Annotated in this window: 14 protein-coding genes; 9 read left to right on the top strand and 5 right to left on the bottom strand. The window is 61.6% G+C overall.

What is annotated here, in order from left to right:
• Positions 1-128 precede the first annotated feature (128 nt).
• Positions 129-1,622 carry a polyphosphate:AMP phosphotransferase gene (gene pap / locus H621_RS0112120; RefSeq protein ID WP_028943657.1) on the top strand — a complete coding sequence of 498 codons (1,494 nt, stop codon included), beginning with the start codon at positions 129-131 and terminating at the stop codon, positions 1,620-1,622.
• A 230-nt stretch (positions 1,623-1,852) separates the two neighbouring features.
• Positions 1,853-2,809 carry a DMT family transporter gene (locus H621_RS0112125; protein WP_028943658.1) on the top strand — a complete coding sequence of 319 codons (957 nt, stop codon included), beginning with the start codon at positions 1,853-1,855 and terminating at the stop codon, positions 2,807-2,809.
• Position 2,810: 1 nt separating this feature from the next.
• On the opposite strand, the gene H621_RS0112130 is transcribed toward H621_RS0112125, so the two are convergent.
• Positions 2,811-4,205 (bottom strand): class II fumarate hydratase, encoded by a 1,395-nt coding sequence (locus tag H621_RS0112130; RefSeq protein WP_028943659.1) that lies wholly within the window; start codon positions 4,203-4,205, stop codon positions 2,811-2,813.
• 156 nt (positions 4,206-4,361) lie between these two features.
• On the opposite strand from H621_RS0112130, the gene H621_RS0112135 reads away from it, so the two are divergent.
• The 7 genes from H621_RS0112135 to H621_RS0112165 all read left to right on the top strand — a co-directional run bounded on the left by H621_RS0112135 (position 4,362) and on the right by H621_RS0112165 (position 12,095).
• A complete protein-coding gene (locus H621_RS0112135; protein ID WP_028943660.1) occupies positions 4,362-4,886 on the top strand; it encodes a DUF2059 domain-containing protein in 525 nt (174 codons plus the stop codon).
• Positions 4,887-4,901: 15 nt separating this feature from the next.
• Positions 4,902-5,201, top strand: coding sequence for a BolA family protein (locus tag H621_RS0112140; RefSeq protein WP_028943661.1), 300 nt, complete (start codon positions 4,902-4,904; stop codon positions 5,199-5,201).
• Positions 5,202-5,308: 107 nt separating this feature from the next.
• A complete protein-coding gene (trhO, locus tag H621_RS0112145) occupies positions 5,309-6,247 on the top strand; it encodes an oxygen-dependent tRNA uridine(34) hydroxylase TrhO (RefSeq protein WP_028943662.1) in 939 nt (312 codons plus the stop codon).
• Between the two features lie 3 nt (positions 6,248-6,250).
• A complete protein-coding gene (locus H621_RS0112150) occupies positions 6,251-6,883 on the top strand; it encodes a DsbA family protein (protein ID WP_028943663.1) in 633 nt (210 codons plus the stop codon).
• A complete protein-coding gene (locus tag H621_RS0112155) occupies positions 6,876-8,708 on the top strand; it encodes an ABC transporter ATP-binding protein (RefSeq protein WP_028943664.1) in 1,833 nt (610 codons plus the stop codon). Before H621_RS0112150 ends, H621_RS0112155 begins: the two co-directional genes overlap by 8 nt.
• Positions 8,709-8,815: 107 nt before the next feature.
• Positions 8,816-11,272: an EAL domain-containing protein gene (locus H621_RS0112160; RefSeq protein WP_028943665.1), complete on the top strand. Its 2,457-nt coding sequence runs from the start codon at positions 8,816-8,818 to the stop codon at positions 11,270-11,272.
• 37 nt (positions 11,273-11,309) lie between these two features.
• Entirely contained in the window at positions 11,310-12,095 is a 786-nt protein-coding gene (locus H621_RS0112165; protein ID WP_028943666.1) for an iron-containing redox enzyme family protein, read from the top strand.
• A 2-nt stretch (positions 12,096-12,097) separates the two neighbouring features.
• Here the strand turns inward: H621_RS0112165 and H621_RS0112170 are convergent, their stop codons facing one another.
• From H621_RS0112170 to H621_RS0112185, 4 genes are all read right to left on the bottom strand, one after another.
• Positions 12,098-12,838, bottom strand: a complete 741-nt coding sequence (locus H621_RS0112170; RefSeq protein ID WP_028943667.1) for a YciK family oxidoreductase — start codon at positions 12,836-12,838, stop codon at positions 12,098-12,100.
• Between the two features lie 74 nt (positions 12,839-12,912).
• Entirely contained in the window at positions 12,913-13,584 is a 672-nt protein-coding gene (gene mupP / locus H621_RS0112175; protein WP_028943668.1) for an N-acetylmuramic acid 6-phosphate phosphatase MupP, read from the bottom strand.
• A gap of 2 nt (positions 13,585-13,586) precedes the next feature.
• Entirely contained in the window at positions 13,587-14,285 is a 699-nt protein-coding gene (gene ubiG / locus H621_RS0112180) for a bifunctional 2-polyprenyl-6-hydroxyphenol methylase/3-demethylubiquinol 3-O-methyltransferase UbiG (RefSeq protein WP_028943669.1), read from the bottom strand.
• 62 nt (positions 14,286-14,347) lie between these two features.
• Complete coding sequence (locus H621_RS0112185) at positions 14,348-15,679, bottom strand: TRZ/ATZ family hydrolase (protein ID WP_028943670.1); 1,332 nt, start codon at positions 15,677-15,679, stop codon at positions 14,348-14,350.
• Positions 15,680-15,784 lie beyond the last annotated feature (105 nt).

The following is a 15,784-nucleotide window of genomic DNA, read 5'->3' on the forward strand; positions in this document are numbered from 1 at the left end:
GGTCAGGCTAGAGCGGCATTTTAGCTGATCGACAGCCCCCTGTAGATTTGACCCGGCGCAATCTTTGCGTCCACCGACAAAGCCGGCGCGGATCCGCTAACCTTGCATATCCAAGTAGGGAGCCTGGTATGTTCGAATCCGCTGAAATTGGTCACTCCATCGACAAAGAAACCTACGAGGCCGAGGTGCCGGCGCTGCGCGAAGCCTTGCTCGAAGCACAGTTCGAGCTCAAGCAGCAGGCGCGTTTTCCGGTGATCATTCTGATCAATGGCATCGAAGGTGCCGGCAAGGGTGAAACCGTAAAACTGCTCAACGAGTGGATGGACCCGCGCCTGATCGAAGTGCGCACCTTTGACCAGCAGACCGATGAAGAACTGGCCCGACCACCCGCCTGGCGCTACTGGCGAGCCCTGCCGGCAAAGGGGCGCATGGGGATTTTCTTCGGAAACTGGTACAGCCAGATGCTCCAGGGGCGTGTGCATGGCCATTTCAAGGATGCCGTACTCGACCAGGCCATTCGCGGCGCCGAGCGCCTGGAAGAAATGCTCTGCGATGAAGGCGCGCTGATCTTCAAGTTCTGGTTCCACCTGTCCAAGAAACAGATGAAGGCCCGGCTCAAGGCACTACGGGACGATCCGCTGCACAGTTGGCGCATCAGCCCGCTGGATTGGCAGCAATCGGAAACCTATGACCGCTTCGTACGCTTCGGTGAACGGGTGCTGCGCCAGACCAGCCGCGACTACGCCCCCTGGCACGTGATCGAGGGGCTCGACCCTCACTACCGCAGCCTGGCGGTCGGCCGCATCCTGCTTGAAGGGCTCCAGGCGGCACTCAAGGCCCAGCATGCGCCGGTCCACCTGGCCAACATTGCCCCTTTGGGCCACGCCATCGACCAGCGCAGCCTGCTCGGCAGCCTGGACCTGACCCTGCGCCTGAGCAAGGACGACTACCAGGAACAACTCATTATCGAGCAGGCTCGCCTGGCGGGGCTGCTGCGTGACAAACGCATGCGCCGTCACGCATTGATCGCGGTATTCGAGGGTAATGACGCGGCGGGCAAGGGCGGCGCCATTCGCCGTGTGGCCGCCGCGCTGGACCCGCGCCAGTACCGCATCGTGCCCATCGCTGCACCGACCGAAGAGGAGCGGGCGCAACCTTATTTGTGGCGCTTCTGGCGACACCTTCCGGCCCGTGGCAAGTTCACCGTGTTCGACCGCTCCTGGTACGGCCGGGTGCTGGTGGAGCGGGTCGAGGGTTTTTGCAGCCAGGCAGACTGGATGCGTGCCTACGGCGAGATCAACGACTTTGAAGAGCAGATGGTCAGCGCCGGTGTTGTGGTGGTCAAGTTCTGGCTGTCGATCGATGAACAGACCCAGTTGGAACGCTTCCAGGAACGCGAGCAGATTCCCTTCAAGCGTTTCAAGATCACCGAGGAAGACTGGCGTAACCGCGACAAGTGGGATCAGTACGCCGAGGCGGTGGGTGACATGGTCGATCGCACCAGTACCGAGATCGCGCCCTGGACCCTGGTCGAAGCCAATGACAAGCGCTGGGCGCGGGTAAAGGTGCTGCGCACTATCAACGATGCACTCGAAGCCGCATTCAAGAGAGACAAGAAATAGGCGCTGCTGTCTTCCACAGCAACACGAGCGCTGCTTACGCCAGCGGCTACAAGGACCAGGCCTGTAGCCGCTGGCGAGGAACGAGGCTGTGACCGACTGCACCGCAGTCGCCAGCCAGGATGAGCTCAAGGAATGAAGTACTGAAATCTTTTCCGCAATTGTACCTGTCGGCCCTCCACACCCACCCGTAGAATTCAGTCTCCCCCTACCACAGGGCAATTGAGGCTGGTATGCACATTTCTTCCGGACGCTGGGTCTATGGCCTGTCGTTATCGCTATTGACGGCCTTGCTCTGGGGCATCCTGCCCATCAAGCTCAAACAGGTACTGCAGGTGATGGACCCGATCACCGTGACCTGGTTCCGCTTGCTGGTATCCGGGGGGCTGTTGTTCGCCTGGCTGGCGGCAAGCAGGAGGCTGCCCTCGTTCAACCGACTCGGGCGCAAGGGCTGGGGGCTGGTGGCGCTGGCCACGTGTGGCCTGGTGGGTAACTACGTGCTGTACCTGATGGGGCTCAACCTGCTCAGCCCCGGTACCGCGCAACTGGTGGTTCAGTTGGGGCCGGTGATGCTGCTGGTGGCCAGTGTGTTCCTGTTCAAGGAGCGCTTCACCTTCGGTCAAGGCATGGGCCTTGCCATCCTGCTCACGGGTTTTGGCTTGTTTTTCAATCAGCGCCTGGAAGAGTTGCTGAGCTCCTTGAGTGTCTATACCACGGGTGTACTGACCATTGTGCTGGCAACCACGATCTGGGTGTTCTACGCCTTGAGCCAGAAGCAGTTGCTGACCGTGTGGAATTCGCTGCAGGTCATGATGGTGATCTACCTGTGCTGCGCCGCGTTGCTGACGCCGTGGGTACATCCCCTAGAAGCGCTTCAGTTGAGCCCGCTGCAAGGCTGGCTGTTGCTTGCCTGCTGCCTCAACACCCTGGTGGCCTACGGTGCCTTTGCCGAAGCGCTGGCCCACTGGGAGGCCTCGAAGGTCAGTGCAACCCTGGCGCTCACACCGCTGGTGACCTTTGTCGCCGTGGCGCTGGCGGCCTGGTTCTGGCCTGACTATGTGCAGGCCGAGCAGATCAATACGTTGGGCTATATCGGCGCACTGGTGGTGGTGCTGGGCTCGGCGCTGACGGCGCTGGGCCCATCGCTGATGGCCGGCTGGCGCGCCAGGCGCTTGCGCCTGGCGCGTTGATTCAGCCTTTCTTGCCAGGTTCGAGCATGTCTTGCGGGCGGACCCACTGGTCGAACTGCTGGTTGTTCAGGTAGCCCAGGATCAGGGCTGCCTCACGCAGGGTAGTGCCTTCGCTGTAGGCTTTCTTGGCAATTTCTGCGGCCTTGTCGTAGCCGATATGCGGGTTCAGGGCAGTCACCAGCATCAACCCGCGCTCCAGGTGCGCAGCCATCTGCTCGGCATCCGGCTCGATGCCGGCCACACAGTGCTGCTGGAAGTTGCTGCAGCCATCGGCCAGCAACTCGATGGATTGCAGCAGGTTGTGGATGATCACCGGTTTGAACACGTTCAATTGCAGGTGGCCCTGGCTCGCGGCAAAGCCGATGGCGGTGTCGTTGCCCAGCACTTGGCAGGCCAGCATCGACAGGGCCTCGCATTGCGTCGGGTTGACCTTGCCCGGCATGATCGAGCTGCCTGGTTCGTTGGCAGGCAAGCGCACTTCGGCGATACCGGCGCGGGGGCCGGAGCCGAGTAGGCGCAAATCGTTGGCCAGCTTCATCAGTGCCACCGCCAGGGTTTTCAGGCCACCGGCCAGGGTGGTCAACGGCTCGTGGCCAGACAGTGCCGCAAACTTGTTCGGTGCGGTGACGAAGGGCAGGCCGGAGAGCGCAGCTAGTTCTGCGGCAATGGCTTCGGCAAAGCCGTGCGGGGCATTGAGCCCGGTGCCTACCGCGGTTCCGCCCTGGGCCAGTTCGCACACGGCCGGCAGGGCCGAGCGGATCGCCCGCTGGGCATAATCGAGCTGGGCTACATAAGCAGAGACTTCCTGGCCGAAGGTGATCGGCGTCGCATCCATCATGTGGGTGCGGCCGGTCTTCACCAGGTGCTGGTGGCGTGCCGACAGCTCCGCCAACCCCGAAGACAGCTCAGTGATTGCCGGCAGCAACTTGTGCTGGACCGCCTGGGCGGCGGCTATGTGCATGGCGGTGGGGAAACAGTCGTTGGAGCTCTGGGAGCGATTGACATGATCGTTGGGATGGACCGGAATCTTGCCGCCGCGTCCCTTGCCGGCCAGTTCGTTGGCGCGCCCGGCGATCACTTCGTTGACGTTCATATTGCTCTGGGTGCCGCTACCGGTCTGCCAGACGACGAGCGGGAACTGGTCGTCGAGCTGGCCGTCGAGCACTTCGTCGGCGGCCTGTTCGATCAGCCGGGCAATGTCGGCCGGCAGGTCTCCATTGCGGTCGTTGACCCGTGCGGCGGCTTTCTTGATCAACGCCAGGGCATGCAGGACTGCCAGCGGCATGCGTTCCTTGCCGATGGCGAAGTTGATCAGCGAGCGTTGCGTCTGGGCACCCCAATAGGCCTGGTCAGGAACTTCGACCTGACCCAGGCTGTCAGTTTCGATACGGCTCATGCTGCGCTCACTCCCTTGTGGTCTGAATTCGCAGTTTAGGTCCCTTTTCGTCGCAGCGGTTCCATTGCTCGTCGACCCACTTGAGCGACGTGCCCGAGTCGGCGCAGAATGCTCTACTCCGGGGTACTACCTCCTCTGTCTAATGAAGGAATTCCGATGACCCGTCTTCGCGCCCTTTGCACCGCTGTTGCGCTGGTCTGCGCCAGCGGCCAGGTGCTTGCCGATACCGCCAGCCACAACGCCAGTGCCGAAAAATTCCTCATGATGGCGCACGCTGACAAGCTCGGCACCCCGGTTTACATGCAGGTGCAACAGATGTTTGCCCAGCGTTTTGAACAGACCAAGGCCCCAGCCTCGAAAAAAGCCGTGCTCGACAGCTACCAGGCCAAGGCCAACGCCGCCCTGGACCAGGCTATCGGCTGGAACAAGCTGAAGCCGGACATGGTCAAGCTGTACACCCGCACCTTCACCGAAAGCGAGCTCAAGGACCTGGTTGCCTTCTACCAGTCGCCACTGGGCAAGAAAGTGCTGGAAAAAATGCCTCAAGTTACCCAGCAGTCGGCCCAGCTGACCCAACAGAAGCTGGAAAGCGCCGTGCCGGTAGTCAACAAACTGTTGGCTGACATGACCAAAGAACTCGACCCGAACGCCGGCAAGGCCGCCGCTCCGGCGAAGAAGTAAATCGCGGAGCCGTCCATGTCCATGCAGCAGAAGATTGAACAAAGCCTGGCCGCGCTTGCGCCCCAGCACCTTTCGGTGCTCGACGAAAGCCATATGCACAGCCGTGGGCAAGAAACCCACTACAAGGCCGTGCTGGTCAGCGAGCAGTTCGAGGGTCTGAACAGCGTAAAGCGCCACCAGAAGGTCTACGCCACGCTAGGTGAGCTGATGGGGCAATTTCATGCCCTGGCCCTGCACACCTATACCCCCGGGGAGTGGCAGAAGGTGGGCGCAGCGCCTGCTTCACCCACCTGTGCAGGTGGCAGCAAACACTGATTTCCTCGTCAGGTTTTTGCTAGAATGTGCAACGCGCCGCTCGTCGGCGCGTTTTTTTTGTCATCCGGTCCGCCCTTTGCGAGGGCAACCACCTGGAGAGTTCTTGCATGACCCAAGCTATCGTCGTGGCGGCGCTGTATAAATTCGTCACCCTGAAAGATTACGTCGAGCTGCGTGAACCGCTGCTCGAAAGCATGACCGCCAATGGCATCAAGGGCACTTTGTTGCTGGCCGAGGAAGGTATCAATGGCACGGTGTCCGGTACCCGTGAAGGTATCGACGGCCTGCTGGCCTGGCTGCGCAGCGATGCCCGCCTGGTAGGTATCGACCACAAGGAATCCTACTGCGACGAACAGCCGTTCTATCGCACCAAGGTCAAGCTCAAGAAAGAAATCGTCACCCTGGGCGTGGAGGGGGTAGACCCGAACCACAAGGTCGGCACCTACGTCGAGCCCAAGGACTGGAACGCGCTGATCAGCGATCCGGAAGTGTTGCTGATCGATACCCGCAACGACTACGAAGTGGCCATTGGCACCTTCGACGGCGCGATCGACCCCAAGACCACCACCTTCCGCGAGTTCCCCGAGTACATCAAGGCCAACTTCGACCCGTCGCGCCACAAGAAGGTTGCGATGTTCTGCACGGGTGGCATCCGTTGCGAAAAAGCCTCCAGCTACATGCTCGGTGAAGGTTTTGAAGAGGTCTATCATCTTAAGGGCGGGATCCTGAAATACCTTGAAGAGGTGCCACAGGATGAAAGCCGCTGGCAGGGCGACTGTTTCGTCTTCGACAACCGGGTCACTGTGCGTCACGACCTGACCGAAGGCGATTATGACCAGTGCCATGCCTGCCGCACCCCGATCAGCGTGGAAGACCGAGCGTCCGAACACTACTCGCCAGGTATCAGTTGCCCGCATTGCTGGGACAGCCTGAGCGAAAAGACCAGACGCAGCGCCATTGACCGGCAGAAGCAGATCGAGTTGGCCAAGGCCCGCAACATGCCGCACCCGATCGGCCACAATTACCGCAAAGCTGCCGAGGCCTGATTGATGTCTGCACGCCTGCTTTATGTGATGGACCCGATGTGCTCCTGGTGCTGGGGGTTCGCACCCGTGGCCCAGGCCCTGATTGCCCAGGCGCTGGACGCCGGGGTCGAAACTCACCTGGTGCCAGGTGGGTTGCGTACAGGCAGCAGCGCACTGGATGCATCGACCCGGGGCTATATCCTGGAGCATTGGCAGGCGGTCAACGAGGCAACGGGCCAACCCTTCACCCTTGAGGGCGCGATGCCGGACGGTTTTGTCTACGACACCGAGCCTGCCTGCCGTGCCCTGGTGGCCGCCCGTGGCCTTGACCCGCAGCGCACCTGGGCATTGCTCGGCGCGATCCAGCAGGCGTTCTACCAAGGTGGCGAAGACGTCACCCTGGCCCCCAAGCTGGTTGAACTGGCCGAGCAGGCCGGTTTTGAGCGCTCGGTGTTTGCCGAGCGCTTTGCCAGTACCGAGGTGCGCGCAGCCACTGCGGCTGACTTCACCTGGGTGCAGGACCTGGGGATCGCGGGCTTTCCCACCTTGCTTGCCGAGCGCAACGGGCAACTGGCGCTGCTCACCAATGGCTACCAGCCAGTGGAGTCCCTGAGCCCGCTGCTCGGGCGCTGGCTACAGCAGGCCGCCTGTGCTTGACCTGCCAGGGTCGCCCGACCCTGTGCCGGGGCCTGCCCCCACCGTTGCCGATCGTCTGAGCTGGGCGGAAATCCGCCGCCTGGCCCTGCACCATAAAAAAGCCTTGTGGGTTGCCAATGGTGTCGCTGTATTGGCGGCGCTGTGCAGTGTGCCCATTCCCTTGCTGTTGCCCCTGTTGGTGGATGAAGTCCTGCTGGGCCATGGTGATGCCGCGCTCAAGTGGATGAACCAGTTCCTTCCCGCCAATTGGCAGGTCGCCGCTGGCTACATCGGTCTGATGTTGGTGGTAACCCTGGGGCTGCGTTGTGCCGCACTGGCCTTCAACGTTGTACAGGCCAAGTTGTTTGCGGGCCTGGCCAAGGACATTGTCTATCGCCTGCGTATCCGCCTGATCGAGCGGCTCAAGCGAATTTCGCTCAAAGAGTATGAAAGCCTGGGCAGTGGCACGGTAACGACCCACCTGGTCACCGACCTGGACACCCTCGACAAGTTTGTCGGCGAGACCTTGAGCCGCTTCCTGGTGGCCATGCTGACCCTGACCGGCACCGCCGCCATCCTGATCTGGATGCACTGGCAGCTGGCGATGCTGATCCTGCTGTTCAACCCCCTGGTGATCTTCGCCACGGTGCAGTTGGGCAAACGGGTCAAGCACCTGAAGAAACTGGAAAACGACAGTACCTCGCGCTTCACCCAGGCCCTGACGGAAACCCTGGACGCCATCCAGGAGATCCGCGCCAGCAATCGCCAGGGCTATTTCCTCGGGCGCTTGGGCATGCGTGCCCAGGAGGTACGCAATTATGCGGTTGCCTCGCAGTGGAAAAGCGATGCCAGTAGCCGGGCCAGTGGATTGCTCTTCCAGTTCGGCATCGATATCTTCCGCGCGGCGGCGATGCTTACCGTGTTGTTTTCCGACCTGTCCATTGGCCAGATGCTGGCGGTGTTCAGCTACCTGTGGTTCATGATTGGCCCGGTCGAGCAACTCCTCAATCTGCAGTACGCCTACTACGCCGCCGGCGGTGCCTTGAGCCGGCTCAACGAGCTGCTGGCACGTGCCGACGAGCCGCAGTATCCCGGGGGTGTCGATCCGTTCAAGGGGCGCGACACGGTGGGTATCGAGGTTCAAGGCCTGCGCTTTGCCTACGCCGATGAACCGGTGCTCGACCAGTTGAACCTGTCGATCGCGCCTGGGGAGAAGGTGGCCATTGTCGGTGCCAGTGGTGGCGGCAAGAGTACCCTGGTGCAATTGTTGCTCGGGCTCTACAGCGCCCAGGCAGGGACCATTCGCTTTGGTGGCTCGACCTTGCAGGACATTGGCCTGGAAACCCTGCGTGAGCATGTGGCAGTGGTGCTGCAGCATCCGTCGCTGTTCAATGACACCGTTCGTGCCAACCTCACCATGGGGCGCGACAGCAGCGACGAAGCCTGCTGGCAGGCACTCAATATCGCCCAGCTCGACACCACCATTGCCGCCTTGCCCCACGGCCTGGATACCGTGGTCGGGCGTTCGGGCGTGCGCCTTTCGGGGGGCCAGCGCCAGCGCCTGGCAATTGCGCGGATGGTGCTGGCCGAGCCCAAGGTGGTGATTCTCGACGAGGCCACGTCGGCCCTGGATGCCGCCACTGAGTACAACCTGCACCTGGCATTGACGCGTTTTCTCAGTGCGCGCACCACGCTGATCATTGCCCACCGATTGTCGGCGGTGAAGCAGGCAGATCGTGTGCTGGTGTTCGACGGTGGGCACGTGGCCGAGGATGGCGATCACCAGCAACTGATCGCCGGTGGCGGCTTATACGCCAAGCTGTATGGGCATTTGCAACAGAGTTGAGCGTGCCCGTCATGTAAATGAGAAAAGCTCTCCAGATTCAATGGCAAATAGCCTAGGCTGTGGGGTTGTAGGTAGAGATTCATTCAGCTCTATGTGCAAGGGACCTCATGAAGCGAAAACGGACTCTCGAAGCGCCGCGGTTGTTGGGCATTATCTGGCCATTTGTTGCCGTGGTGCTGTTTCAGGCGTTGCTGGGAAGCATCAGTCTTTACGCGTTGTCGGCGGTGCGCGGCTATGTGGCGGGGGAGAGCCTCTGGTCCAAGGGGCAGAAGGACGCCATCTATTACCTCACACTGTATGCCGACAGTCGTGACCTGGCTGATTTTCGCAAGTACCGCAAAGCCATTGCCGTGCCGCAAGGCGGGCATGAACTGCGGGTCGCCCTGGATTTGCCCACCCCGGACCTGGACGCGGCGCGCCGTGGCATTTTGCAGGGCGGAAACCACCCCGACGATGTCCCGGGCCTGATCTGGTTGTATTTGAACTTTGGCCAGGTGAGTTACCTGAAGAAGGCCATCGCGCTCTGGGCAGTGGGCGATGGCTACCTTAGTCAACTGGATGAAGTAGCTGTACAAATGCATGAGGGTTTCCGTTCGGGCCGGGCCGATGCTTACGCGGTGACCCAATGGAAGGCGCGCATCGCCGAAATCAATGAGGATGTCACTCCCGCCGCGCGGGCCTTCAGCGATGCCTTGGGTGAAGGTTCGCGCATGCTGTTGCGAGTGCTGTTGCTGACCAACCTGGCGACTGCACTGTTCCTGATTGCCCTGGCCTGGATGCGTTCAAGCAAGCTGCTGGCCCAGCGTCAGGCATTTGCCACTGCCCTGGAAGTGGAGAAGGAGCGGGCGCAGGTCACCTTGGAGTCGATCGGCGACGGTGTGATCACCACTGATGTCGATGGGTGCATCGCCTATATGAATCCGGCGGCCGAGCAGTTGACGCACTGGCACGCCGCCCAGGCCCAGGGGTTGCCGTTGGCCGCCTTGTTCAGTTTGCTGGACGAGAATGCCGAGAAAGATGGCCGGACGCTGCTCGATCACATCCTCAGCGGTGGTCTCAAGGGTGGAAGCGAGCACATCAAGCTGATTCAACGGCTTGATGGCAGCACTGTGTCGGTGGCGCTGGTGGGCGCACCGATCATGGCCGAAGGCAGGGTCAGTGGCATCGTACTGGTGCTGCATGACATGACTCAGGAGCGCCAGTACATCGCCAACCTGTCCTGGCAGGCTACCCATGATGCCTTGACTGGGCTGGCCAACCGCCGGGAGTTCGAGTACCGCCTTGAACTGGCGCTCAATGCCCTGGCGCGCAAGCCGGCTCGCCATGCCCTGATGTTCCTGGACCTGGATCAGTTCAAGCTGGTGAACGACACCTGTGGCCATGCCGCAGGGGACGAGTTGCTGCGGCACATCTGCGCCGTGCTGCAAGCTGGGCTGCGAGAGGGCGATACCCTGGCCAGGCTCGGGGGCGACGAGTTTGGCATTCTGCTTGAGAACTGCCCGCAGGAGCAGGCCGAACGTATCGCCGAAAGCTTGCGCCTGGCGGTCCAGAGCTTGCATTTTGTCTGGAAGGGGCGCCCGTTCATGACCACTGTGAGCGTTGGGCTGGTACACATCACTCAGGCGCCGGCAACGCTGGAAGCTTCCCTGCGTGCAGCCGACATGGCGTGCTACATGGCCAAGGAGAAAGGCCGCAACCGCGTGCAGGTCTATCATGCCGACGACAGCGAGCTGTCCATGCGCTTCGGTGAAATGGCCTGGATCCAGCGACTTCATGTGGCATTGGAAGAGAATCGCTTTTGCCTGTATGCCCAGGAAATCGCCGCGCTCGGCTGCCATGGGGGCGCCGGCCACCTGGAAATCCTGTTGCGCCTGCACGATGAGGGTGGGCGGATCATTCTGCCCGACAGCTTCATTCCCGCCGCCGAGCGTTACGGGCTAATGACCGCGCTGGATCGTTGGGTGGTGCGCAGTGTGTTCACGGTCATCCGCCAATGCCTCGATGAGCGTCGGGAAGGCCCGTTGGCCATGTGCGCAATCAATCTGTCGGGCAGCAGTATCGGCGACGACAAATTCCTTGAGTACCTGCAGCGTCTGTTTGGCGAGTTTGCCATTCCGCCTCACCTGATCTGTTTCGAGATCACTGAAACCAGCGCAATAGCCAACCTCGGCAGCGCCATTCGCTTTATCAACGAGCTCAAGGGATTGGGCTGTCGTTTCTCGCTGGATGACTTTTGCGCCGGGATGTCTTCGTTCGCTTACCTGAAGCACTTGCCTGTCGACTTCCTCAAGATCGACGGCAGCTTCGTCAAGGACATGCTCGATGATCCGGTCAACCGGGCCATGGTGGAGGTGATCAATCATATCGGCCATGTCATGGGCAAGCGCACCATCGCCGAGTTCGTCGAAACCCCGCTGATTGAACAGGCCCTGCAGGAAATAGGCGTCGATTACGCCCAGGGTTACCTGATCGAGCGACCGCAGGTATTTACCTGCGATAGCCTTCGGCGCCAGCGGATTGCTGCAAGGCCCCTGTTATCCAGGGCGCCAGGAGCCTTTCGCTGAGCATCTGCCAATAATCACAAGGAACAAGGAGTTGAGAGTGATTGACGCGTTTATTCGAACTGGTCCGTTGATGGACCCCAGCAGTTACCCGCTCTGGGCTCAGCAGATGATCAAGGACTGTCAACCGAGCAAGTCTCGGGTGGTGGAGCACGAGCTTTACCATCGCATGCGGGACGGCCGGCTGAGCGCCCGTACCCTGCGCCAATACCTGATCGGTGGTTGGCCCGTGGTTGAGCAGTTTTCCCTCTACATGGCCAAGAACCTGACCAAGACCCGCTACGCCCGCCATCCTGGGGAGGACATGGCGCGGCGTTGGCTGATGCGCAACATTCGAGTCGAGCTCAATCATGCCGATTACTGGGTTTACTGGAGCCAGGCCCATGGGGTCAGTCTGCAGGACCTGCAGGCCCAGGAGGTGCCGACCGAACTCAATGCCTTGAGCGATTGGTGTTGGCATACCTGCACCGCCGACGCATTGGTGATTGCCATCGCGGCAACCAACTATGCGATCGAAGGGGCCACGGGAGAATGGTCGGCCCTGGTCTGCTCGACCGGCACTTATGCCCAGGGTTTCCCGGAGGAGGGGCGCAAGCGGGCGATGAAGTGGTTGAAGATGCATGCCCAGTACGATGACTCGCACCCGTGGGAAGCGCTGGAAATCGTCTGTACCCTGGCGGGCAACAACCCGTCCCGGGCATTGCAGACCGAGCTGCGCCGGGCAATCTGCAAGAGTTACGACTGCATGTTCCTGTTCCTTGAGCGCTGCATGCAGCAGGAGCAGCGCCAGCCCGCCCGGCATCAGGCGGAACTGGCAGAGGGCTGAGCTTACTGGGCGTTGAACGCCTGACCATTGATACCGGTGCTATCTGGGCCCATCAGGTACAGGTAGACCGGCATGATCTGCTCTGGCAGCGGATTGTTCTCCGGGTTCTCGCCCGGATAGGCCTGGGCGCGCATGCTGGTGCGGGTGGCGCCTGGGTTGACGCTGTTGGCCCGTACGGGCGCCACGCCTTCAAGTTCGTCGGCGAGGGTCTGCATCAGGCCCTCGGTGGCGAACTTCGACACCCCATAAGCACCCCAGTAGGCTCGGCCTTTGCGCCCGACGCTGCTGGAGGTGAAGATCACCGACGCATCCTGGGACAGCTTCAGCAGCGGCAGGAGGGTGCTGGTCAGCATGAACATGGCGTTGACGTTGATCTGCATGACGCGCATGAAGTTGTCGCCCGAAAGCTGCTCCAGCGGTGTGCGCGGACCAATGATCGAGGCGTTGTGGAGCAGGCCGTCAATATGGCCGAACTCGTTTTCGATCATGGCCGCCAGTTCGTCGTACTGGTGTGGCAGGGCCGTTTCCAGGTTGAAGGGAATGACGGCAGGCTTCGGGTGGCCGGCGGCTTCGATCTGGTCGTAGACCTCGGTCAAGTTGCCTTCGGTCTTGCCCAGCAGCAAGACGGTGGCGCCGTGCGCGGCATAGGCCTTGGCGGCAGCTGCGCCGATTCCGCGACCTGCGCCGGTGACCAGGATGGTCCGGCCCTTGAGCAGGTCGGGGCGGGCGGAGTAATCGAACATGGGGTTACCTCTTCAATTGTGGTGCGGCATCACGGAGCGCTGGGAGCGGGCTTGACCCGCGATGCTTTTATGGGTCAGCAACCGCAAAGCGCGCTATCAAGCACCTTGCGCAGCTCCAGCGGATGATCGACCACCACGTCCGCACCCCAGTTGTTGGGATTGTCTTCTGGATGGATATAGCCATAGCGTACCGCTGCCGTGCGGGTGCCGGCATCGCGGCCCGACTCGATGTCGCGCAGATCGTCGCCGACGAACAGGACACTGGCCGGGTCCAGGTTCAGGGTCTTGCAGGCGAGGATCAGCGGCTCGGGATCGGGCTTGCTGTTCTTCACGTGATCAGGGCAGATCAGCAGGGCAGAGCGCTCGGCCAGGCCCAGGCGCTGCATGATGGGTTCGGCGAAGCGCACCGGCTTGTTGGTCACCACGCCCCACAGCAGGTTGCCTTTCTCGATGTCGGCCAGCAGCTCGGCCATGCCGTCGAACAGTTTGCTGTGGACTGCGCAGTCGCGCTGGTAACGCTCGAGGAACTCAAGGCGCAAGGCCTCGAATTCTGCCACTTCAGGCGTGATGCCGAAGGTGACTTCGACCATTGCCCGGGCGCCGCCGGAGATCACGTCACGGATCCGCTGGTCGTCAATGGCAGGCAGGCCGCGATCGGCAAGCATGGCCTGGCAAATAGCGATGAAGTCCGGCGCCGTGTCGAGCAGGGTGCCGTCCATGTCGAAAAGTACTGCTCGCAAACGCATGTTCATTCCTCGCGAAGGGTCTGGATCATGTAATTGACGTCGACATCGCTGGCCAGCTTGTAGTGCTTGGTCAACGGGTTGTAGGTCAGGCCGATGATGTCTTTGACATTCAGGCCGGCCTCGCGGCTCCAGGCACCCAGCTCCGAGGGGCGGATGAACTTCTTGAAATCGTGGGTGCCGCGCGGCAGCAGCTTCATGATGTATTCGGCGCCAATGATCGCGAACAGGTAGGCCTTGGGGTTGCGGTTGATGGTCGAGAAGAACACCTGGCCGCCCGGTTTGACCATGCGATAGCAGGCGCGGATGACCGAGGACGGGTCTGGCACGTGCTCGAGCATCTCGAGGCAAGTGACCACATCGAACTGCTCGGGCATTTCTTCGGCCAGGGCTTCGGCTGTGGTCTGGCGGTACTCGACCTGTACCCCGGATTCGAGCTGGTGCAGTTGGGCCACGGCCAAGGGCGCTTCACCCATGTCGATACCGGTCACGGTGGCGCCGCGCAAGGCCATGGCCTCGCTGAGGATGCCGCCGCCGCAGCCGACATCGAGAACCTTCTTGCCGGCCAGCTTGACCCGCTCGTCGATCCAGTTGACCCGCAGCGGGTTGATGTCGTGCAGTGGCTTGAACTCGCTCTCACGGTCCCACCAGCGGTGGGCCAGGGCTTCGAACTTGGCGATTTCGGCGTGGTCGACGTTGCTCATGGAACAGTCCTCTGAAACTTTGATAAAGGTGCTACGGGCCGGCAGACTTCGCTGCCGGCCGGTCATTCGGTACGTTCGCCGATCCGCTGGCCCCAGGCGCACGCTTTGGCATGCAGGGCCTGTTCGTCCAGGCGGGTCAGGCGGCGTTCGTCAAGCAATTGCTTGCCAGCGACCCACACATGCTTTACGCAGTCGCGGCCACTGGCATAAATCAGTTGTGAAACAGGTTCATAGATGGGTTGTTGGGCCAGGCCCGACAGGTCGAAGGCGACCAGGTCGGCGGCCTTGCCGATTTCCAGTGACCCGATCACTGCTTCCAGGCCCAGCGCGCGGGCACCGTTGAGGGTGGCCATGCGCAACGCTCTGTGGGCGTCCAGGGCGCTTGCCGAACCGGCTACGGCCTTGGCCAGCAGGGCCGCGGTCCGCGTTTCGCCGAGCAGGTCGAGGTCATTGTTGCTGGCGGCACCATCGGTGCCCACCGCGACATTCACCCCGGCTTGCCACAGGCGCTCGACCGGGCAAAAACCGCTGGCCAGCTTGAGGTTGGATTCCGGGCAATGCACCACGCTGGTGTTGCTTTCTACCAGCAGGGCCAGGTCTTCGTCGCTGACCTGGGTCATGTGTACTGCCTGCAGGCGCGGGCCCAGCAAGCCCAGGCGGGCGAGACGTGCCAGCGGGCGCTCGCCGCGGGTGGCCAGGGATTGCTCCACTTCAAAGGCGGTTTCATGAATGTGCATGTGGATCGGCGCGTCCAGTTCCTCGGCGATTACCCGGATTTTCTCCAGGTTCTCATCGCTCACCGTATAGGGTGCGTGCGGGCCCAGGGCGACGGTGATGCGTGGGTGGTGGCGCAGGTCGCCGAACAGTTCGACACCCAGCTGCAGAGCCTCTTCGGTGCTGCGCGCGCCAGGAATCGGAAAATCCAGCAATGGCACGGCAACCTGTGCGCGAATGCCACTATTGTGTACGCATTCGCTGGCGATCTTGGGGAAGAAATACATGTCGGAGAAACAGGTAATGCCGCCTTTGATCTGTTCGGCGATGGCCAGGTCGGTGCCATCACGAACGAACGCCTCGTCGACCCAGCGACCTTCAGCCGGCCAGATGTGTTCTTCGAGCCAGGTCATCAGTGGCAGGTCATCGGCCAAGCCGCGGAACAGGGTCATGGCCGCGTGGCCGTGGGCATTGACCAAGCCGGGGCTTAGCAGGCAGCCGGGCAGCTCGCGCGTTTCGCTGGCATCGAAGCGTTCAGCCTCGGCCCTGGGGCCGATGAACACGATCTTCCCCTCGCGAATCCCCAGGCCATGATCCTTCAATACCACCCCGGCAGGTTCGACAGGCACCAGCCAGGTCGGCAGGAGCAGCAGGTCGAGCGGCGTAGCGGGTTTGGGCATGGCAGGATTTCCCTGGGGTACTTGGGCTGGAGGCGAAGTATACCCGAGCGTCCGCGCCTGGGGCTCGCTATAATCGCCCGCTTTTGATGTCCGAATGACGGGGTG

The sequence above is a fragment of the Pseudomonas vranovensis DSM 16006 genome, assembly GCF_000425805.1.
GTDB lineage: Bacteria > Pseudomonadota > Gammaproteobacteria > Pseudomonadales > Pseudomonadaceae > Aquipseudomonas > Aquipseudomonas vranovensis.

Excerpts from the sequence above, each read along its gene's own strand:
- pap (WP_028943657.1), top strand. The coding sequence starts at position 129 with ATGTTCGAATCCGCTGAAATTGGTCACTCCATCGACAAAGAAACCTAC.
- H621_RS0112125 (WP_028943658.1), top strand. The coding sequence starts at position 1,853 with ATGCACATTTCTTCCGGACGCTGGGTCTATGGCCTGTCGTTATCGCTA.
- H621_RS0112130 (WP_028943659.1), bottom strand. The coding sequence starts at position 4,205 with ATGAGCCGTATCGAAACTGACAGCCTGGGTCAGGTCGAAGTTCCTGAC.
- H621_RS0112135 (WP_028943660.1), top strand. The coding sequence starts at position 4,362 with ATGACCCGTCTTCGCGCCCTTTGCACCGCTGTTGCGCTGGTCTGCGCC.
- H621_RS0112140 (WP_028943661.1), top strand. The coding sequence starts at position 4,902 with ATGTCCATGCAGCAGAAGATTGAACAAAGCCTGGCCGCGCTTGCGCCC.
- trhO (WP_028943662.1), top strand. The coding sequence starts at position 5,309 with ATGACCCAAGCTATCGTCGTGGCGGCGCTGTATAAATTCGTCACCCTG.
- H621_RS0112150 (WP_028943663.1), top strand. The coding sequence starts at position 6,251 with ATGTCTGCACGCCTGCTTTATGTGATGGACCCGATGTGCTCCTGGTGC.
- H621_RS0112160 (WP_028943665.1), top strand. The coding sequence starts at position 8,816 with ATGAAGCGAAAACGGACTCTCGAAGCGCCGCGGTTGTTGGGCATTATC.
- H621_RS0112170 (WP_028943667.1), bottom strand. The coding sequence starts at position 12,838 with ATGTTCGATTACTCCGCCCGCCCCGACCTGCTCAAGGGCCGGACCATC.
- mupP (WP_028943668.1), bottom strand. The coding sequence starts at position 13,584 with ATGCGTTTGCGAGCAGTACTTTTCGACATGGACGGCACCCTGCTCGAC.
- ubiG (WP_028943669.1), bottom strand. The coding sequence starts at position 14,285 with ATGAGCAACGTCGACCACGCCGAAATCGCCAAGTTCGAAGCCCTGGCC.
- H621_RS0112185 (WP_028943670.1), bottom strand. The coding sequence starts at position 15,679 with ATGCCCAAACCCGCTACGCCGCTCGACCTGCTGCTCCTGCCGACCTGG.